Here is a 21,263-nt window from a genome sequence, read left to right as displayed (position 1 = left end):
CTTTTTGGGGTGCAGTATACTTGAAGGCTTCTTTTTTATAACTGAAAATAAGATTAAAAGAATACCAGAAAGTAAATTAGCTGTAAGGCTGTAGTATATACCAGTGTTAATTGTTAATAAATCTGTGATTTTATGAAGATATAAGATTCTATAAAAGATTTATTATTTAATAATTATCTCCTTGTACCTCCATCAAAATGATATTTACGCTTTTCTCTTTCACATTCATGACAATTAACCCTCTTTTTCACTTCGTCACGTATTGATCGAAATCTCTCATGACCCTTTGTACATAACCACCAGTATTTTTTCCCTGACCCCTTAGTTACCTCATAAGGGGTTATGTCTCCATTTTTACTGTAATTCCATTTTTCAGCTATATTAGGGTGTGTTGTCATAAGACATGTTTCAATGGTTGCGCGTTTGCCGCAACAATATGGACATCCAACTTTTATTTTAGAACGTGTGGATATCACGGCATCCCATTCATGTCCCTGATCACATATCCACCAAACCTTTAAATTAGACCCTGGGCGAACACTACCTGGCTCAAAGGAATTTTTGGTTGGGTGCCATTCTTTAGCTATTTCTGGGAATAAAGTAAGTAAGGATGTCTCTTCTATAACTTTTACCCCTAGACAAATGGGACATTGACTATTTCGAGAACTCCTTTTGTGTACAGGCATTTCGTATTCATGACCGTTAGGACAAGTCCACCAAACAATAATACCACTTCCGTATGAAACAAGTTCGGGAGAAATATTCTCATTTCTCTTGAAATTCCATTCGTCAATTAGTTCAGGTTTTTTGAAAGCTAGACTCTTTTTAACGCTTCGTAATTGCATTTTTTCAAATATAATTAATCGGTCTCTTTTGCTATCAATGTCTATCTCTAAGAATTGTGAGTAATGATTGTTTAGATATTGAATAATCTTCTTAATACAATTATCTAGTGAATCAAAAAAGGCCGTGGAATAATGACCTCCATATCTATGAATGTATTGTCTTTTTGTTTCAATTTGAGTAGTTTGTACGTTTTCTCGGAGTTCAAGCACTTTTAACAAAGTGATACCTAACCTATTAAGACTTTTTTCTTTCAGAATATCTACTTGTTGGCGGTTTTGATTAGAATGAAAAAATCCACCGTTATATTCAATTCCTATTTTTAAGGATGGGATATAGATATCGATTTCCATTCCTTTCATTTCGATTGGTCGAAAATTATTTACCACAGTTAAATCGGATTTTAAATAGTGATAAATTGCTTGCTCAGCAAATGAAGTATGTAGACCTGAGTTACATTTTGCACATTCATTCCCCCTTGTTCGTTGAGAAATTGGACTTTTAAATTCATGTCCCCTTTTACACATCCACCAGACAATTTTATCAGAACCATATGAAACATCTTCGGGCTGTAATTCTTTGTTTTTTGTTGGATGCCATTCCTCAACTAATATAGGGTACAGAAGTGATAAGCGGTTATCGTCTCTCACCTTGCGTCTTCCTTTCAACTTATTATTACATATTTGACAGCCTGTTCCTCTGTTTCGAGACCCTACAACAGCTTGATACTCGTGTCCTTTTGTACATACCCACCATACCTTTTTTCTACTTGAACCAGCTGTAACATCATATGGTGTAAGGGTCCCGTTTTTAGTTTCATGCCATTGAGCAGCTAAGACTGGATTCACTGTTGCCAAACAATTATCCTTGCAAACTTTCTGACCCGAACAATATGGGCAGCCTTTTCCTGCCTTCCTGTTATAAACTGTAGCATCGTACTCATGTCCGTTTGAACAAATCCACCACATTTTACTATTGGTTGTGAGTTTGGGGTTATTCATCAAAATTGCTTCATTTTTTTCTGTGTGCCATTCCTTATGTAAATGAGGGTATTCGGCGATGGGTGTATACTTTTCTATCTGTAAAATCATGCTCATCCTCTTTCAAAATCTTAATCATTTCTAATTTTTCAATTCACCACTTTTACATAGTTGAAAGTAATATGTGTTTTTTTTTCACTTTCAAAGTTTAGATAGAATATGCAAATGAAATAAAAATATTATTATTAGATAGTTTCACCAATATTTGTAGTGAGGACACATTGGTCATTAACACTCTACTGCTATAGTGGAATGACAAAATTGGAAGCCTGAATAAGTTGCATGCTTCATTTATAATACTTATAAAAAAGAATGTACATATTATGCCATGAAGTCATTCAAGTCATCAATACTCTCAGTAATGAACGATTAAAATACATGAAATGTTATGAGAGAAAATTTTTAAAGGTAAACAGATGAATTGAGTTCTATATTCTAAATCAAAAATGGATATTTTAATAAGGAAGAAAAGGTTTGATCGTGTCTAACCTTCATATGTTCGACCGAGATCTTAACGAAATATTAATAAAATCGAAATATTAATAAAATAAATACTATAAAAGAGGTTAATGAATTTAACGAAAAATAAATGAACGAGTTACAATTTTTTAAAACAAAGGTTTAAAATGTAAGATGTGATGATTAATATGCATATCTCTGCTTAGAAAAGGAACTGTTTAATGTTCTTCCAATCCCTGTAATACCAAGTCAGCTACAAATGAACCTATAGAGTCATTTCATTTCTTTGTGTCTAATAATGGCATGTCTAATACAGCAGTCTGCCTAACGAATGTATGTATACTGTATCGCCTTTTCGCAAACGCATTTCCAATGACTGATATTGAGGTCTAATAAAGAAGAGCGGGTGAAAATACTGCAGTTGAAGCTATTAAGAGAGTCAATATGACTAAAGTAACATTTTAACGCAAGGTTAAGGAATATTAAGCAAGTTAATTTAAGGGACCTATCAAGAGGGACTCTTAATTTATGCTGTGACGGTAAGTGGTGGGGGGGTATTTCTGCTTTTTGGTAAGAGACTTTAATAGGTTATAGCCATAGTAAGTTCATCTACACGGTACCATATTGCGTTAAGAAGTGCTCCTACATAATACAACTTTGTGGTATGATTTTCCTGTTCGGGAATTTTTAAAGCAAGTTAGATGAGTGTAAAGTAAGATGTTCTAGAGGTACTAAAGTTAGAGTTAATTACCCATATTAGAATTAGGAAAAAGAATTGAGCAACTAGCAACCACTAATATTTGAAATTATTAGCAATTCTCAGTGTAGTGGGTTAAATGTTTAATTAAGGTTAACATTAATTAAACATTTACCAGCTATTTTAGTTTATAGAGAAGGGGAATAATATGAATGTGTTTGAAGGGCTTGTAAATAAAATTAAAAGTGTTAATTGGGAATTTGAAATCAAAGAATTTCAAAATGTTGACAATAAATGGTTGTTTTTTAAAGTTCCGAAGGAAAGAGAGGGAGAAGAATTATCCATATCAGAAAAGAACATAAATATAGATGTAATAACGAATACAAACTTTGAGAAATTTCGGCTTATAAAAGGATTTGAAGGGATATGGTCAAAAGATTTAAAGTGTATTGAATGTGAGATTGAAACTGGTGCTCCATTCACAAGAAATTTATTAACTGTCCTTCACAAATTATTAGCTGAAGATAATATTGAAAAACCCATAAATGATGTTGATGAAATACAAATACAGGAAAATGAATTAGATGAAGAAAATGAGTCCAATATTAGTAAGGTAAGAGTTTATATTTCGAATAATATAGAGGTTTATTTTGGATATTGTTCCAAAGAGTTTTCTATCTTCTCATCTTTAAAATCCATGATGCCACTTGAAAGAATGATGAATAGAGTAATAACACTTCAAATAAAAGGTATAAATGTTAACTCTCATGAAGAGGCATTGCAGTATTTATTAAAAATATCTAATTCTTTATTTTTTCAGTTTAGCCATTATTTGTACTTCCCGATGAAATTAAGGAATGAGAGATTAAATAGACGTGATAGATTAAAGCATCGTATGAAAACAGATGAAGTTCAAGCATCACTATCTAATTCAGTTATCTTAAAGTATGAATATGATAACGAGCCTATGAGTCTATATATACATGGGAGAAATTCAAGTGATTTACCTCTTAATCAATTTTTAAGTTTCTATCAAACTATTGAATATTATTTCCCTATATATTCCAATATTGAGGCTAAACAAAAGATAAAAAGATTATTAAAAGACCCCCTATTTGACCCAAACAATGATACCAAGTTAACAAAAATTCTTTCCATAGTACAAGCCAATAGAAGTGGGGAGATAGGTGATGAAAGAAGTCAACTTAAAGCAACAGTTAAGAATTGCGTTGAGGATATAGATTTAAGAGAGTTTATCTTAGATAATGATGAAAGAAAAGAATATTTTGAAAAGAATAACGGTAAAAAGTTATCAGCTTGTACAATAAACGCAAAAGGTAAAAGTAATGATATTATAAATGAAGTATGCGAACGGATATATGATATAAGATGTCGAATAGTTCACAAAAAAGCTAATGGGTATGAGGGTGAACTTATTCTTCCTTATTCACCAGAAATTAAGCAAATAATACATGATATAAATCTAGTTGAATTTGTGGCTCAAAAGGTATTAATTGATAATAGTAGTCCTTTTACAACACCATAAAAAACTTAAGACACTTTAATTACAAAAAATGAGATAGTAGAATAAATTTTAGTCAAACGGTCTAAGTTTGAAAAGTGAACGTTATACATAACCGAAAACAAACACTGTTGTATAGAGTAGCTCAGCTGGATAGAGCAACGCCCTTTTATGGCGTCGGTCAGGAGTTCGAACCTCTCCTGGAACGTCCAAAGTCAACGCAGTAAAACTGTGCTTGCTGCAAAAAGAGATACTAACGCAGATTAAATTACTGTGGCAGTATCTCTTTTTTTATGCCTGAAATACTGCGTGAAAAATGCAAATACTTTTCCTGATCTCATAAAGCCATATGATATGAAGCTAACTGACTGACATAATTTATTCCTACAACACGTAAACACTGAAAATTTTTAAAAGCGGTTAATGATTTTTAATGATGTTTTTCTTTTAAAAAGATCAAGTTCAAGCACGATGATGATTTTTAACACCTGTTGATTGGAGTGGAGGGCGAGAGACTCCTGCGGGAGCAGCGGGACAGGTGAGACCCCGCAAGCGCCCGGCGCTGAGGAGGCTCACCGCCCGCCCCGCGGAAAGCGATCGCCCGCAACGGAAATCAACAGTCAAAGTATAACAGTGCTTTTAAAAAAGACGATGCAAGATGCATTTAAGTAAAGTATGAATATAAAATCCCGCTGATCCATTTTCTTCAGCAGGATTTTTATTTTGCTGGTAAAGTATTTTTCTCCCACTCTACTGCCGATCATTCCCCCTCCATAAAAATCCTGTCAAAAAACCCTGTCAGAAAAAAGTACAAAAAAATTGCAAAAAAGCTTTTCCTATAACCGCGCGGATGTAAGCGTATACAAATAGTTTAATTAATCTAAATTATCAGTTAATTCGGAAAAAGGGTGTTGACTCTCGTCTGGAACGGGCGTAAGATAGGTTCAAACATTCAATACACGGCAATGTGACAACTTAAAATCATCCATATAACAATCGTTATAGGATCTTTTTTTACAACTAATTATGTAATGATTTAAAGCGTCTTATCATTAAAGGAAAGGTGTGACCAAGCATGAGTGATCAATGGATCTTCTTGAACGGTGAATTCGTACGGAAGGAAGATGCCAAGATTTCTGTATATGATCACGGATTCTTGTACGGAGACGGCATTTTTGAAGGAATCAGGGTATACAACGGGAACATCTTCCGAATGAAAGAACATATGGACCGGCTATATGAGTCTGGAAAATCAATTTTACTCAATATGCCCTACAATCAGGAAGAATTAAGTGATCTTGTTATTAAAACGGTTGAAAAAAACGGATTGAGAGACGCCTACATCAGGCTGGTCGTTTCAAGAGGGGTCGGAGATCTTGGACTGGATCCTTATAAATGTCCTTCAGCGAATGTGGTCATCATCGTAGAACCGCTGGCTATTTTTCCGAAGCATCTTTACGATACTGGAATCGATATCGTAACGGTCCCTACAAGGAGAAACCGCCCAGACGTTCTCAGCCCGAAAGTTAAATCACTGAACTACTTAAATAATATTCTCGTGAAAATTGAAGCACATCTGGCAAACGTAAGCGAAGCACTTATGCTGAACGATCAGGGCTATGTTGCAGAGGGCTCTGCCGATAATGTATTCATTTACAAAAACGGCAAGCTGCTTACCCCGCCGGGATATATCGGAGCATTAGAAGGAATCACGCGTAATGCCATTATCGATATCGCGAATGAACTGGGCTATAAAGTTTCGGAGGAGCCGTTTACCCGCCATGATGTTTATACAGCGGAGGAAGTATTCCTGACAGGAACCGCCGCAGAAGTCATCGCAGTTGTCAAAGTGGATGGAAGGGTCATTGGAGACGGAGTACCTGGAGAGCATACGAACTATCTGCTTGAAAAGTTTAGAAGAAAAGTCATTGAAGAAGGCGAAAAAGTAAATCTGCCTGATGAAAATCTTCACGTAAGCTAACGAACTATTAAAAATTCATACAGCAAAACAAAGACGAGGATAAGTAGGTATCCGAATACGCCATCTTCAGAGAGCCGGGTTGCTGGAAACCGGCGGTGGCAAGGGTAGTGAACTCACCTCGGAGTGCTCTTCTGAATTGAGTAGGAGGAGCCGGGTGCATCCGAAGCACTCGTTATTAAAATGAACATGATTGTTCCTGAGATGGCCTTAAAGCCATGAAAAAGGGTGGTACCGCGCAGAGTTTCTAACCTCTTCGCCCCTTTGATCCGATAAACACGGGTCTTATGAGGGGTGGAGAGGTTTTTATATTGCTTGACATTGTTCCCGCTGCAGAGAATTTAGGAATGAAACGCTTTTGAAAGAAGAGGAGGCATAAAAATGAAACTGCAAGTAGAGATGGATGAGGCACAGCTCGAACGCCCAGTTAGGATGACCGGAGGAAGCATGCTGATTGAAGCGCTGAAAAGAGAAAAGGTCGAGGTGCTTTTCGGATATCCCGGGGGAGCTGTCCTTCCGCTTTACGACAAACTGTATGGTTCAGGGCTGTTCCATATTCTGACGAGACATGAGCAAGGTGCCATTCATGCGGCTGAAGGCTACGCCAGAATTTCGGGGAGGCCTGGAGTAGTCATTGCTACATCCGGACCTGGGGCAACAAATCTCGTAACCGGACTTGCCGATGCGATGATTGATTCCCTTCCGTTAGTCGTTTTTACAGGTCAGGTAGCTTCAACGGTTATCGGTTCCGATGCTTTTCAGGAAGCGGATGTGCTGGGCATCACCATGCCAATCACGAAACACAGTGTTCAGGTCAGGCATGTGGATGAACTGCCGATTGCCATCAAAGAAGCGTTTCACATTGCTGTAACAGGGAGACCTGGCCCTGTACTAATTGATATTCCGAAAGACATCGCCGTATCAGAAGGGGAATTTAAATACGACCAGGAGCTTGAATTGCCGGGCTATCAGCCTGTTACAGAGCCGAATCATTTGCAAATCAGGAAGCTTGTGGAGGCGGTCAGCCGGGCAAAAAAACCTGTCATTCTGGCAGGAGCGGGCGTTTTGCACGCTAAAGCGTCTGAAGATTTGAAAAATTATGCCGAACAGCAGGATATTCCGGTCGTTCATACTCTTCTTGGCCTTGGCGGGTTCCCGGCAGACCATAGGCTGTTTCTCGGCATGGCGGGAATGCATGGAACGTATACGGCCAATATGGCGCTCTATGAATGCGATCTTCTCATCAATATCGGGGCGAGGTTTGATGACCGGCTGACAGGAAACCTGGATGACTTCGCAAAATATGCCACGGTTGCCCATGTGGATATTGACCCTGCTGAAGTCGGGAAAAATGTACCGGCGCATATACCGGTTGTTGGAGACGCGAAAAGGGTGCTGCAGGAACTCATTCATCAAAACGGAAAGAAAGCGCAAGCGGCAGAATGGCTTGCAAAACAGGACGAATCCAAAAAAGAATTCCCGCTATGGTATGGAGAATCAAAAGATGTGATCAAGCCTCAAAAACTGATGGAAATGGTTTATGAGAACACCGAAGGAAATGCAATTGTCACGACGGATGTCGGACAGCATCAAATGTGGGCAGCTCAGTTTTATCCATTTAAAACAGCCGACAGCTGGGTGACGTCGGGCGGGCTCGGAACAATGGGCTTCGGACTGCCATCTGCAATCGGGGCACAGCTCGCGGATCGGAGCAGAAAAGTAGTGGCTGTTCTGGGAGACGGCGGTTTTCAGATGACCTTGCAGGAGCTTTCCGTTATTTACGAACTTAAGCTTCCGATAAAGATTATTATCTTAAACAACGAATCTCTCGGAATGGTTAGGCAGTGGCAGGAAATCTTCTACGAAGAACGCTACTCCCATTCAAAATTCGTATCGCAGCCGAACTTCAATAAGCTTGCAGAAGCCTACGGAATTAAGGGGCTGACAATTACAAATATGGCAGAGGCTGAAGCAGAACTTAAAAATGCCCTCTGTTCAGAAGAGCCGATGCTGATCAATGTCCTGGTTGAAAAGGAAGAAAACGTTTATCCGATGATTGCTCCAGGCAAAGGAATTCATCAAATGACAGGGGTGAAACCGTGAAACGAATCATTACCATCACCGTGCTGAATCGGCCTGGTGTGCTGAACCGGATCACCGGACTTTTTACTAAACGCCTATATAACATCGAAAGCATCACGGTTGGCCATACCGAGACTGAAGGGGTTTCAAGGATTACCTTTACGGTCGAGGTTGAAGATCATAATCAGGTCGAACAGCTCACAAAGCAGCTGAACAAGCAAATACATGTTTTGAAAGTAACAGACATGACCAATCAGAATGTAGTGGCAAGAGAGCTTGCCCTTATAAAAGTGAGCTCCCCGGCCGCAAGCAGACTGGAAATATACGGAATTATTGAACCGTTCCGGGCATCAGTCATTGATGTCGGGAAAGAAAGTCTCGTCATTCAGGCGACAGGTGAACCGGGTAAAGTTGAAGCGCTCATCGATCTGCTGAAACCATATGGAATTAAAGAGGTTGCAAGAACAGGAACCACCGCATTTACAAGGAGCAGCAAACGGAATACATCTGAAAAAGCAACGTTTATTGTTTAACAAAATCAATTCGAAATGGAGAGATGGACAATGGCAAAGGTTTACTATAACGGGGATGTAAATGAACAGGCACTTCAAGGGAAAAAAATTGCGGTAATCGGATACGGCTCTCAAGGTCATGCTCATGCACTGAATTTGAAAGAAAGCGGACTGGATGTAGTTGTAGGTGTCAGAAAAGGCGGTTCATTTGAAAAAGCAAAACAGGATGGCCATCAGGTTTTTACAGTGAGGGAAGCAGCTGAATCGGCTGATGTCATCATGGTACTGCTGCCGGATGAACAGCAGGCGAAGGTATATGAGAATGAAATTAAAGACGCGCTTGAACCAGGAAAGTCATTAGTTTTTGCCCATGGATTTAATATCCACTTCCATCAGATCGTGCCGCCTGAATTTGTAGATGTATTCCTTGTTGCACCGAAAGGTCCGGGACACCTTGTACGGAGAACCTATACAGAAGGGGCAGGTGTTCCAGCGCTGTTTGCGATCCAGCAGGATGTTTCAGGAAAAGCCCGGGATACAGCCTTAGCTTATGCAAAAGGAATTGGGGCCGGCCGTGCGGGAGTTCTTGAAACAACGTTTAAGGAAGAAACGGAGACGGATTTGTTTGGAGAACAGGCGGTATTGTGCGGCGGTTTAACGTCCCTTGTAAAAGCTGGATTTGAAACACTGGTAGAAGCGGGATACCAGCCGGAACTTGCTTACTTTGAGTGTATGCATGAGCTGAAATTAATCGTGGACCTCATGTATGAAGGCGGCTTAGAAGGGATGAGATACTCTGTTTCAGACACAGCACAATGGGGTGATTTTGTTTCAGGACCAAGAGTTGTGGATGCCAAAGTAAAAGAGTCCATGAAAGCGGTTCTTGAAGACATTCAGTCCGGAAGATTTGCGAAGGAATGGATGGTTGAAAATCAGGTCAACCGTCCTCAATTTAACGCGATCAATAAGCGTGAAAACGAGCATCAGATTGAAAAAGTAGGAAGAGAACTTAGAAGCATGATGCCGTTCGTCAAGCCAAAAGCAAAAGAGGCGGTGACCGCTGGTGCGGAAGATTAATGTATTTGACACAACCTTAAGAGATGGTGAACAGTCAGCCGGCGTCAATTTGACGTTTGGAGAGAAGCTTGAAATCGCAAGGCAGCTTGAAAGACTCGGGGTAGATATTATGGAGGCGGGATTTCCTGCTTCCTCCAAAGCGGAGATGAAGAGTGTCAGAGAGATCGCCCGGACAATCCGCAGCTGCTCCATCACCGGCCTTGCCAGGTCCGTTAAAGGGGATATAGACACCGCTTGGGAAGCGCTTAAAGACGGGGCTGATCCAAGATTGCACGTTTTCCTTGCAACCTCCCCAATCCATAGAGAATATAAGCTGAAAAAATCAAAGGAGCAGGTCATCGAAGCAGCAGTTGAAGCGGTCAAATACGCGAAGACCTTTTTCCCGATTGTTCAGTGGTCAGCGGAAGATGCATGCAGAACGGAGCTTGATTTTTTAAGCGAGATTGTTGGCGAAGTGATTAAAGCGGGAGCAGATGTTGTAAACATCCCGGATACAGTCGGCTATATTCATCCAAAAGAATACGGAGAAATTTTCTCTCATTTAAAAAGACATGCAGATGGCATTGACCGGGTCATTCTCTCGGCTCATTGCCATAACGATCTTGGAATGGCCGTTGCGAACTCCCTTTCTGCCATTGAACATGGTGCCGGTCAAATAGAGGGGACCATCAACGGAATTGGAGAACGGGCAGGAAATGCAGCTCTGGAAGAAATTGCAGTTGCCTTGAAAATTAGAGGAGATCACTATCAATCCTACTTTGATTTGAAGCTGGATGAAATCAAGCGGACAAGTGACATTGTCAGCAAATTGACCGGAATGGCCGTTCCAGGCAATAAAGCGGTAGTCGGTAAGAATGCATTTGCCCACGAATCCGGTATTCATCAGGATGGAGTGCTGAAAGAAAAAACCACCTATGAAATTATTTCTCCGGAATTGGTCGGTGTTTCTTCTAACTCACTCGTTTTAGGAAAGCACTCCGGAAGGCATGCGTTTGGAGCGAGAATGAAGGAATTGGGCTTCACCTTAGAGGATAAAGAATTAAAACGAGCCTTTGACCGGTTCAAAGACTGGTCTGAGAAAAAGAAAGAATTCACGGACGCTGATCTTATTTCTATATTAATGGAGGAAAAAGCGGCAAACGGTGCCTGCGGGTATGAATTAATGACTCTGCAAGTACAGTTCGGAACGTCGAATATAACGACAGCAGCGGTAACGCTCAAAGACCGAAACAAGACCGTCATTCAGGAAGCCGCCACCGGGGCAGGAAGTGTAGAAGCGATTTACAACACGCTGGAACGCTGTATTGGTGCACCGGTCCATTTGAAGGACTACCGCATTCAATCGAACAGCAGCGGCAGAGACGCACTTGCAGAGGTTTATGTGAAAGTTGAATTTAAAGGAATTGAAACGAGTGGACGCGGAATGGCGCAGGATGTACTGGAAGCGTCGGCGCGTGCTTATGTAAATGCTGTGAACCGGGTGCTTTTGTTCAGTCAGGAAGAGCAGGAAGCCATCAAGATGCCAGTCTAAACGAAATGGGGGATGAATCATGAAGAAAACAATCGCAATGCTGCCGGGAGATGGAATCGGAAAAGAAGTGATGCAGGGTGCACAGGAAGTCTTGACCGTCATTGCCGAACAGTTTGGCCATGAATTTATCTTTACATCCGGATTAATTGGCGGTTCCGCCATTGATCAGCGGGGAATTCCGCTTCCTCCTGAAACCCTTGAGCTTTGCCGGAACGCGGACGCTCTTATGCTTGGCGCAGTAGGGGGACCGAAATGGGACGGGGAGCCTCCGGAAAACAGACCGGAGAGAGGATTGCTTGCGCTTCGCAAAGAGCTTGGCCTATATGCTAATATCCGGCCTGTGAAAGCATATGAGTGTCTGACGGATCACAGCCCCTTTAAAAAATCGGTGCTGGATGGAGTGGATTTCGTTATTGTCCGGGAATTAACCGGCGGTTTGTATTTCGGGAAACCGAGTGAACGTTCCGGAAAGGGCGGAGCGGAATCAGCGGTGGACACTCTTTTTTACACGAAGGAAGAAGTCAGACGGATTTTAACAGCTGCATTTGAAATGGCAGCCAGCCGAAGGAACAAGGTCACGTCCGTAGACAAGGCCAATGTGCTGGAATCGAGCAGAATGTGGAGAGAAACCGCTGAAGAAGTGAAGGCGGGCTATCCGGATGTCGAGCTTGAACATATGCTGGTCGACAATGCTGCCATGCAGCTTATTAAAAATCCTGCTCAATTTGATGTTCTCGTGACGGAAAATATGTTTGGCGATATTTTAAGCGATGAGGCTTCCGTATTAACAGGATCGCTCGGGATGCTTCCTTCTTCAAGCTTATCGCTGAACGGCCTCCATCTATATGAGCCGGTACATGGATCCGCTCCTGATATAGCCGGGGAAAATAAAGCCAATCCGCTCGCGATGATCTTATCGGCTGCCATGATGCTTCGCACTTCCTTCGGTATGGAGGAGGAAGCAAATGCGGTTGAACGCGCCGTCCAGCTTGTTTTGGATGCGGGAAAACGAACCGGAGATCTGGCATTTGAGAACGATCATCCGCTTACTACAGATGAAATGATTGCTGAAATTAAAGAAGGACTGGCCGATGATAATGCCATTCTTCATATTATGGAAGCTTACGCTTAAAAGCTGAAAAAGGAGGAGGAGAAACATGAAACGAAGAACGCTTTTTGAAAAACTGTGGGATCAGCATGTTGTCTATAAAGAAGAGGGGAAACCAGATCTTCTCTACATTGACCTGCATCTCATTCATGAAGTAACCTCTCCGCAGGCATTCGAAGGACTTCGGACAAAAAACAGGAAGGTTAGAAGACCGGATCTGACCTTTGCTACCATGGACCATAATATTCCTACCGTCAATCGGACCGTTATCAAGGATGAAACTGCAAGAAATCAAATTAGTGCTCTGGAAAGGAATTGCCGGGAGTTCGGAGTGGAGCTTGCCGATATGGAAAGTGAAGATCAGGGGATTGTTCATGTCATTGGACCTGAGCTCGGATTGACTCTTCCCGGGAAAACAATTGTATGCGGAGACAGCCACACTTCAACACACGGTGCATTTGGGGCGTTGGCATTTGGAATTGGAACGAGTGAAGTGGAGCACGTTTTTGCAACCCAGACGCTTTGGCAGCAAAAGCCAAAAACCCTGAACATTCAAATTGACGGGGAACTGGGAGAAGGGGTTACGGCAAAAGACGTAATCCTTTATATCATCGGGAAATACGGGGTGCGTTTCGGAACGGGGTATGTCATTGAATACAGCGGAAGTGTTATCTACAGCCTTTCAATGGATGAGCGGATGACCATTTGCAACATGTCCATTGAAGCAGGTGCCAGAGCTGGATTGATTGCTCCTGATGAAACGACTTTTTCTTATATAAAAGGCAGAAAGTACGCGCCTAAAGGCGAAGCGTTTGAACGGGCAGTCGAACAATGGAAGCAGCTTGCCTCAGATGAAAGAGCTGTTTACGATAAAACAGCCGTCATTCATGGAGATGATATCGGACCGATGATCACATGGGGGACGAACCCGGGAATGGCTTTATCTGTTGACAAGCGTGTTCCGGTGCTTGATTCCTATTTAACAAAGGAAGAAAAGCGGGAAGCAGAGCGCGCCTATTTTTATATGGATCTCACTCCGGGCCAGCCGCTTGAAAATCTTCCCGTTCAGCACGTTTTCATCGGTTCCTGCACAAACTCCCGTATTCATGATCTTAGGGAAGCTGCGGCCTTTGTACAGGGAAAAAAAGTAGCCTCAACGGTTAGGGCTATGGTCGTCCCGGGTTCTGAAGCAGTCAAGCGCAAGGCGGAAGAAGAGGGACTTGATGCCATATTCACAGCAGCAGGCTTTGAATGGAGGCATTCAGGCTGCAGCATGTGCTTAAGTATGAACGATGATGCAGTTCCAGAAGGAGAACGGTGCGCATCTACGTCCAACAGGAATTTTGAAGGACGTCAGGGAAAAGGGGCACGCACTCATTTAGTAAGTCCGATTATGGCCGCTGCGGCAGCGGTTTACGGGCAGTTCACAGATATACGGAAAATATCGGATAAGGAGGGAGATCACCATGCTTCAGCCGTTTCTTCTTCATAAAGGAAAAGTTGCAGTTCTCGATCGAGACAACGTCGATACAGATCAGATTATTCCGAAACAGTTTTTAAAACGGACTGAAAGAACGGGCTATGGCAGATTTGCCTTCTATGACTGGCGCTATAAAGGGGATTATGAGCCAAATCCTGATTTTGAATTAAACAGGCCTGAATTTGCGGGAGCGACGATTTTGGCTGCCGGAGAAAATTTCGGGTGCGGATCCTCGAGGGAGCATGCGCCATGGGCCTTAGGCGATTACGGCTTCAAAGTCATCATTGCCCCGTCCTTTGCAGATATTTTCCATCAGAACTGCCTGAAAAACGGCATTCTTCCGATTCGACTGGAAAAAGAAAAAATTACGGAATTTATGGAAAAAGCGAATAGCGTGGGAGTGGAGCTCACCGTTAATTTGGCCGACCAGATAATCTGGGCGGATACAGGATTGGCAGCCGCCTTCGAAATCGATCCCCACTGGAAGGATATGCTGATCAATGGAAGAGACGAAATCGCTTATACACTCATCCATGAGGACAGAATTCGCCAATTTGAAGAAAGCCGGATTGTATAATGGGAGATAGGTGCAAAGCAGTTACTGCTTTGCACCTTTTTGCTGGCTGCAGCCGAGACTCCTTGCTGCTTGTGTTCCGTTCACCACATTGGTAAACTTGTAACAAAAATGAACGCGGAGTTGGTCTGATTCATGAGTGAAGACAAAAAATCAAAGATCATTCCATTTCCAAACCTGAAGGAGCGCCTCGTCGACAAGGGGATGGAAGCTTTGAAAAAGAAACAGTTCCAGGATGCACTGGAATTTTTCTCGGAAGCAAGAAATATGGATGAAGATCAGGCTGAAATACAGCTTGGAATTGCTTTGTGCCTTATGGAAATGGGGGAGCTGCACGAAGCAGGCAAAGTATGCAAAAAAATGCTGAATGAAGACATCGGCCAGTATTTTACTGTGCTGCAGGTATATTTGACGATTCTAATTCAGCTGAGGGAATATAACGAAGTCCAAACGACAATCGAAGCCGTTTTACAGGAGAATCAGCTTCCGGCAGAAAGTGCAGAGCAATTTTACAGATTGCTTGATTTTAGCCGCCGGATGAGCGGCTCTGAGCAGGATGCCGGATTGGAAGAAGAGGAGTCTTTCAGCTACGAGCCTGATGATTGGACAGAATCAGAAACATTTATGGCGGATCCCTCCCGGCAGATTGAATATATTCAATCGATCCGTGACCGGAACGTAGCAAAGCATATGCCTACACTGAGATCTCTTTTGGAGCATACTCATGCACACCCGGTCATTAAAACAATGATTCTGCAGGTGCTCATGGAGCATGAGGTGGAAAAAAGCGTTACGATTGAGAAGTTTGAGGATGTGCTGACCGTTGTGCCTGCTTCTTTGTCAGACCTATCTGATACACCTTTTGCCAAAAAGGTGCTAATTTTACTTGATGATGTACTTGGAGCTGAAAACCCGGCTCTATTTGAAGCGGTAAAAGAGCTGTGGATCCGTCACCTGTTTGTTCTGTTCCCTTTCCTGCCAAAGCCTGCTGATGCTTCCCTTTGGGCTGCAGCTCTTCATAAGGCTGGTTATGAAATGCATGGAATCGATATTGATGAAGAGGAGATTGGAAATATGTATCGCATTCCTCCTTTTCAGCTGGCAGATGCTTGCAGCAGGATCTTTCAGATTGAAAAAATGTCATATCTGGATCATGGGCCTGTCTAATTTAGAAAAATATTGGAATAGGTTGAAACCAAGTCATTCTGTGTTATAATGAAATGGTTTCATATCGTGATGTGGAGCGGAAAACGCTCGATTTACATAATGCAGCTGATGTTGCTGCTGATTTAATGAATCATGAAACTAACCACATACTATAGATTTTTGGAGGGAAACGCATGTCTGCTAAATGGGAAAAACTTGAAGGTAATCAAGGGATTTTGACTGTTGAAGTGGATGCTGAAACTTTCGACAACGCTTTGGACGAAGCATTTAAAAAAGTCGTACAGCAAGTATCCATTCCTGGCTTCCGCAAAGGGAAAGTTCCGCGCAGCCTGTTTGAACAACGTTTTGGAGTAGAATCATTGTATCAGGACGCACTCGATATTCTTCTTCCGGTTGAATACGGAAAAGCAATTGACGAGACTGCAATCGAACCAATCGACCGCCCTGAAATCGACATCGATTCAATGGGTAAAGGTGAAACACTTACTTTCACAGCAAAAGTAACAGTGAAGCCTGAAGTGAAACTTGGGGATTACAAAGGCCTTGAAGTTGACAAGGACGATGCTGAGGTAACAGACGAAGATGTAGATCAGGAATTAAAGCAGCTTCAAGAGCGCCAAGCTGAGCTTGTTGTGAAAGAAGATGGCAAGATTGAAGATGGAGACACAGTTGTAATGGACTTCGAAGGCTTCGTAGATGGTGAAGCATTTGAAGGCGGACAAGCGGACAACTATTCTCTTGAAATTGGATCCGGTTCTTTCATTCCAGGTTTCGAAGAGCAGCTTGTAGGACTTGAGACAGGTGCTGAGAAAGATGTGGAAGTAACATTCCCGGAAGAATACCACGCTGAAGAGCTGGCTGGAAAAGCGGCTACATTCAAAGTGAAAATTCATGAAATCAAAGCGAAGGAACTTCCAGAGCTTGACGATGAATTCGCTAAAGATGTTGATGAAGAAGTAGAAACACTTGAAGCGCTAAAAGCTAAAACGAAAGAGCGCCTTCAGGAAACACGCAAAACTGAAGCTGAAAACAAGCTTCGTGACGCACTTGTAGAAAAAGCTGCTGAAAATGCAGAAGTAGAAATTCCGCAAGTGATGATCGACAGCGAAGTAGAGCGCATGATGAAAGAATTCGAACAGCGCCTTCAAATGCAAGGGATGAACCTTGAACTGTACTTCCAATTCTCCGGTCAGGATGAAGAAGCACTGAAACAGCAAATGAACGAAGATGCTGCGAAACGTGTGAAATTCAACCTTACTCTTGAAGCGGTAGCTGCAGCAGAAAACCTTGAAGTAACGGATGCCGAAGTGGATGAAGAGCTTTCTAAAATGGCTGAAATGTATAACATGCCTGTAGAAAGCATCAAACAAGCCCTTGGTTCAACCGACGCTGTGAAAGAGGATCTTAAAATCCGCAAAGCCATTGATTTCCTAGTGGAAAACAGCAAAAACGCTGCATAATATATATTAGCTGACAGGGCGCGATTAGATCGTGCCCTGTTTTCTAAACAAAAGCTTTTGCAGAAAATGGCGACACATACTTAGAAGCAGGATCATTCCTAATTAATTGAAAACATGCTAAAATACATATACATACATCATTACATATCCCTTTCAGGGAACTCCGTGATTTACCTGCCGCATAAGTATGCAAAAGATGTTTTTTCTTCAAAATTTAGGGTAGGATATAGGAAAGCATACATAGCAGCAATTGATCTTCAAACATCTTAATATCCATCACCGCAGTGTTTATGTTAAAATGCAGTACATACTTGATTGACTTGCGATTCCTATACCTTATCGGAGAACAGCCCTCACGGATTATCTCTGTAAATGTACCATTTGTATTCGCTGATGGACGGGGTTTTGATCGTATGAAGAGATAAAGAATAAGGGGTGAAATAATGTTTAAATTTAATGATGAAAAAGGACAGCTTAAATGTTCATTCTGCGGAAAGACACAGGATCAAGTACGCAAGCTGGTAGCTGGACCGGGTGTTTATATATGTGACGAATGCATCGAGCTCTGCACGGAAATCGTTGAAGAAGAGCTTGGTACAGAAGAGGAAGTTGAATTTAAAGATGTTCCGAAACCTGCTGAAATCAGAGAAATTCTTGATGAGTATGTAATCGGACAGGATGCAGCGAAAAAATCATTGGCTGTAGCTGTATACAATCACTACAAGCGAATCAATTCTAGCAGCAAAATTGATGATGTTGAGCTTTCAAAGAGTAATATTGCCATGATCGGACCTACTGGGAGCGGTAAAACCCTACTTGCTCAAACATTAGCCAGAATTCTGAATGTACCATTTGCCATTGCGGACGCTACTTCTCTTACAGAGGCTGGGTATGTTGGGGAAGACGTAGAAAATATCCTTCTTAAGCTGATTCAGGCAGCAGACTATGATGTAGAAAAAGCTGAAAAAGGCATTATCTACATTGATGAAATTGACAAAGTGGCACGAAAATCTGAAAATCCATCGATTACTCGCGATGTTTCAGGTGAAGGCGTTCAGCAGGCATTGCTGAAAATTCTTGAAGGAACGGTTGCAAGCGTACCTCCGCAGGGCGGACGCAAGCATCCGCATCAGGAGTTTATTCAAATCGATACAACAAACATTCTCTTCATTTGCGGAGGAGCGTTTGATGGGATCGAACAGATTATCAAACGCCGTTTAGGCAAGAAGGTAATCGGTTTTGGATCAGATAATACGAAAGAAGAGCTGGATCAAAAAATGCTTCTTTCTAAAGTCCTTCCAGAAGATTTGCTTAAATTCGGTTTGATTCCAGAATTCATCGGCCGTCTTCCGGTTATTTCAAGCCTGGAGCCGCTTGATGAAGGTGCGCTTGTTGAAATTTTGACAAAGCCTAAGAATGCCCTTGTTAAGCAATATCAGAAAATGCTTGATCTTGATGGAGTAGAGCTTGAGTTTGAAGAGGAAGCCCTGCTCGAAATCTCCAAAAAAGCCATTGAGCGTAAAACCGGAGCCCGCGGCTTAAGGTCCATTATTGAAGGACTTATGCTGGACGTTATGTTTGAACTGCCATCCCGTGATGATATTGAAAAATGTGTCATTACCGGAGCAACGGTTTCTGATCAGGTTCCGCCAAAGCTTGTTACAAATGATGGAACAGTGATTGAAAAAGATAAAAAGACTTCAGCTTAATCGCTGATATAAAGCCCGGGGCCTCCCGGGCTTTTTTATGTTTCTTAAAAAGATTCCTGCTTGTATTCCTCCTTATGTTACGGTCTCTTCCGCATCAAATAATCAGCTGTAAAACTCATCATTTCCGACTGTAAATCTTTAAGCTTCGGGTTTATTCCTTTGCGGAGGGGGAGATACTAAATGGAGCAAGAAGCAGCAACATGGCTAAGAGAGGATGACTCTTTTACATAGAAAAAGGAAGCGGCAGGAGGGACCAATATGAGTTGGACAAGCATCGCACTGTTCGTGCAATTGTTTTTCGGCATTATCATCGGCCTGTATTTTTGGAATTTGCTTAAAAGCCAAAGGACTCAAAAGGTTTCCATAGACAGGGAATCGAAAAAGGAAATGGAACAGCTTAGGAAGATGAGATCCATCCGTTTAAGTGAACCGCTATCGGAAAGAGTGCGTCCGAAGACGTTCGCAGACATTGTTGGACAGGAGGATGGCATTCGGTCCTTAAGTGCAGCGTTATGCGGCCCGAATCCTCAGCACGTGATTATTTATGGGCCTCCAGGAGTTGGGAAAACAGCGGCGGCAAGGCTTGTTTTAGAGGAAGCAAAACGAAATGGAAAATCGCCATTCAGGCCATCCGCAGTATTTGTAGAATTAGACGCGACCACAGCAAGATTTGATGAGCGGGGAATCGCCGATCCACTCATCGGCTCTGTTCATGACCCGATTTATCAAGGAGCAGGGGCAATGGGACAGGCTGGAATTCCTCAGCCCAAGCAGGGAGCAGTCACCCATGCGCACGGAGGAGTCTTGTTTATTGATGAAATTGGCGAGCTCCATCCTATCCAAATGAACAAGATGCTTAAAGTTCTGGAAGATCGAAAGGTTTTTCTGGAAAGTGCCTATTACAGTGAAGAAAATTCAAACATCCCAACGCATATCCATGATATTTTCCAAAATGGCCTGCCGGCGGATTTCCGTTTAATCGGAGCAACCACGAGAACTCCGAATGAGATTCCCCCTGCAATTAGATCCCGGTGTGTGGAAGTGTTCTTCAGGGAGCTTGACCAAGCAGAGCTGTCCATTGTAGCCAACAAAGCAGCTGTTAAAATTGGTATGAACGTGTCACCACAGGGAATTGATTTGATGACCTCCTATGCGAGAAATGGACGGGAAATCGTCAATATGATGCAAATTGTTGCGGGCATGGCGATGAATGAGGACCGGGGTGAGGTGACCGTTAAAGATATTGAGTGGGTCATCCATTCCAGTCAAATGTCACCGAGATTTGACCGGAAAATCGGTCTCGAAGCCAAAGTTGGTCTAGTAAACGGCCTTGCGGTACATGGTCCTAATACAGGCTCCCTCTTAGAAATTGAGGTAATGGTTCTCCCTGCGAAAGATAAAGGCAGCGTAAACATTACAGGCATTGTGGAAGAAGAAAGCATTGGGGACCGTGGAAAATCGATTCGGAGAAAGAGTATGGCAAAAGGGTCAGTGGAAAACGTGATTACCGTCCTTAAGTCTATGGGTGTGGATGCGGAGAACTTTGAAATTCATGTTAACTTCCCTGGCGGCGTTCCGATTGACGGACCTTCAGCGGGAATTGCCATGGCGGCAGGTATTTTTTCAGCGATCCACAAAATCCCCATTGATCATACCATTGCGATGACTGGCGAAATCAGTATTCATGGTCATGTGAAGCCCATCGGCGGCGTTGTCCCGAAAATAAAAGCGGCAAAGCTTGCCGGTGCAAAACGAGTCATTATTCCGGCAGAGAACAGTCAGTCCATATTGGAAGACATACCTGGAATTACCATCATACCCGTATCGAATTTTCAGGAAGTCCTGGATCATGCACTGCTTGATCCGCCTGCTGAATTTTTGCTGAACGAGAAAAAATCAGTTTGAGTCTGCATATAGTAAATAGCGGTGAACCTCCAGGCAGCCTGGGGGTTTTCCTGTGCATAGAGAAGGCAGGTTCACTCGATGGGCAAAAATTAAACATCCAAATAGACACCCTATAAAGA

At 42.4% G+C, this 21,263-nt stretch carries 14 protein-coding genes, 1 tRNA gene and 1 other annotated feature; of the genes, 14 read left to right on the top strand and 1 reads right to left on the bottom strand.

Annotated features, from left to right (window positions below):
* Positions 1-173: 173 nt before the first annotated feature.
* Positions 174-1,934 (bottom strand): zinc-ribbon domain-containing protein, encoded by a 1,761-nt coding sequence (locus tag WCV65_RS14705; protein WP_338777478.1) that lies wholly within the window; start codon positions 1,932-1,934, stop codon positions 174-176.
* 1,313 nt (positions 1,935-3,247) lie between these two features.
* Between WCV65_RS14705 and WCV65_RS14700 the strand changes: the two genes are divergently transcribed.
* The 14 genes from WCV65_RS14700 to lonB all read left to right on the top strand — a co-directional run bounded on the left by WCV65_RS14700 (position 3,248) and on the right by lonB (position 21,144).
* Entirely contained in the window at positions 3,248-4,585 is a 1,338-nt protein-coding gene (locus WCV65_RS14700) for a hypothetical protein (RefSeq protein WP_338777476.1), read from the top strand.
* A gap of 115 nt (positions 4,586-4,700) precedes the next feature.
* A tRNA-Lys gene (locus WCV65_RS14695) sits at positions 4,701-4,773 on the top strand.
* Between the two features lie 863 nt (positions 4,774-5,636).
* Complete coding sequence (gene ilvE, locus WCV65_RS14690; protein ID WP_338777474.1) at positions 5,637-6,542, top strand: branched-chain-amino-acid transaminase; 906 nt, start codon at positions 5,637-5,639, stop codon at positions 6,540-6,542.
* A gap of 21 nt (positions 6,543-6,563) precedes the next feature.
* Positions 6,564-6,806 (top strand) — a binding site (T-box leader).
* A gap of 114 nt (positions 6,807-6,920) precedes the next feature.
* Positions 6,921-8,642, top strand: a complete 1,722-nt coding sequence (ilvB, locus tag WCV65_RS14685; RefSeq protein ID WP_338777472.1) for an acetolactate synthase large subunit — start codon at positions 6,921-6,923, stop codon at positions 8,640-8,642.
* Positions 8,639-9,154 (top strand): acetolactate synthase small subunit, encoded by a 516-nt coding sequence (ilvN, locus tag WCV65_RS14680; protein WP_338777470.1) that lies wholly within the window; start codon positions 8,639-8,641, stop codon positions 9,152-9,154. The genes ilvB and ilvN overlap by 4 nt, the downstream gene beginning before the upstream one ends.
* 15 nt (positions 9,155-9,169) lie before the next feature.
* On the top strand, positions 9,170-10,210 hold the full coding sequence (gene ilvC, locus WCV65_RS14675; protein ID WP_338777468.1) for a ketol-acid reductoisomerase: 1,041 nt from the start codon (positions 9,170-9,172) through the stop codon (positions 10,208-10,210).
* Positions 10,197-11,741 carry a 2-isopropylmalate synthase gene (locus tag WCV65_RS14670; protein ID WP_338777466.1) on the top strand — a complete coding sequence of 515 codons (1,545 nt, stop codon included), beginning with the start codon at positions 10,197-10,199 and terminating at the stop codon, positions 11,739-11,741. The genes ilvC and WCV65_RS14670 overlap by 14 nt, the downstream gene beginning before the upstream one ends.
* A 19-nt stretch (positions 11,742-11,760) precedes the next feature.
* Positions 11,761-12,873 carry a 3-isopropylmalate dehydrogenase gene (leuB, locus tag WCV65_RS14665; RefSeq protein ID WP_338777464.1) on the top strand — a complete coding sequence of 371 codons (1,113 nt, stop codon included), beginning with the start codon at positions 11,761-11,763 and terminating at the stop codon, positions 12,871-12,873.
* A gap of 25 nt (positions 12,874-12,898) precedes the next feature.
* On the top strand, positions 12,899-14,341 hold the full coding sequence (gene leuC / locus WCV65_RS14660; protein ID WP_338777462.1) for a 3-isopropylmalate dehydratase large subunit: 1,443 nt from the start codon (positions 12,899-12,901) through the stop codon (positions 14,339-14,341).
* Positions 14,316-14,906: a 3-isopropylmalate dehydratase small subunit gene (gene leuD / locus WCV65_RS14655; RefSeq protein WP_338777460.1), complete on the top strand. Its 591-nt coding sequence runs from the start codon at positions 14,316-14,318 to the stop codon at positions 14,904-14,906. The genes leuC and leuD overlap by 26 nt, the downstream gene beginning before the upstream one ends.
* A gap of 132 nt (positions 14,907-15,038) precedes the next feature.
* Positions 15,039-16,070 (top strand): tetratricopeptide repeat protein, encoded by a 1,032-nt coding sequence (locus tag WCV65_RS14650; protein WP_035410762.1) that lies wholly within the window; start codon positions 15,039-15,041, stop codon positions 16,068-16,070.
* A gap of 173 nt (positions 16,071-16,243) precedes the next feature.
* Complete coding sequence (gene tig / locus WCV65_RS14645) at positions 16,244-17,530, top strand: trigger factor (RefSeq protein ID WP_338777455.1); 1,287 nt, start codon at positions 16,244-16,246, stop codon at positions 17,528-17,530.
* Between the two features lie 443 nt (positions 17,531-17,973).
* On the top strand, positions 17,974-19,239 hold the full coding sequence (clpX, locus tag WCV65_RS14640) for an ATP-dependent protease ATP-binding subunit ClpX (protein WP_035410756.1): 1,266 nt from the start codon (positions 17,974-17,976) through the stop codon (positions 19,237-19,239).
* Between the two features lie 258 nt (positions 19,240-19,497).
* Positions 19,498-21,144, top strand: a complete 1,647-nt coding sequence (gene lonB / locus WCV65_RS14635) for an ATP-dependent protease LonB (RefSeq protein WP_035410753.1) — start codon at positions 19,498-19,500, stop codon at positions 21,142-21,144.
* Positions 21,145-21,263: the final 119 nt, after the last annotated feature.

It is taken from the genome of Metabacillus sp. FJAT-52054 (assembly GCF_037201815.1).
GTDB classification, from domain to species: Bacteria; Bacillota; Bacilli; order Bacillales; family Bacillaceae; genus Metabacillus_B; species Metabacillus_B sediminis.
Note: the sequence above shows the minus strand (reverse complement) of the source record. Positions and strands in the feature narration are given on the sequence as shown.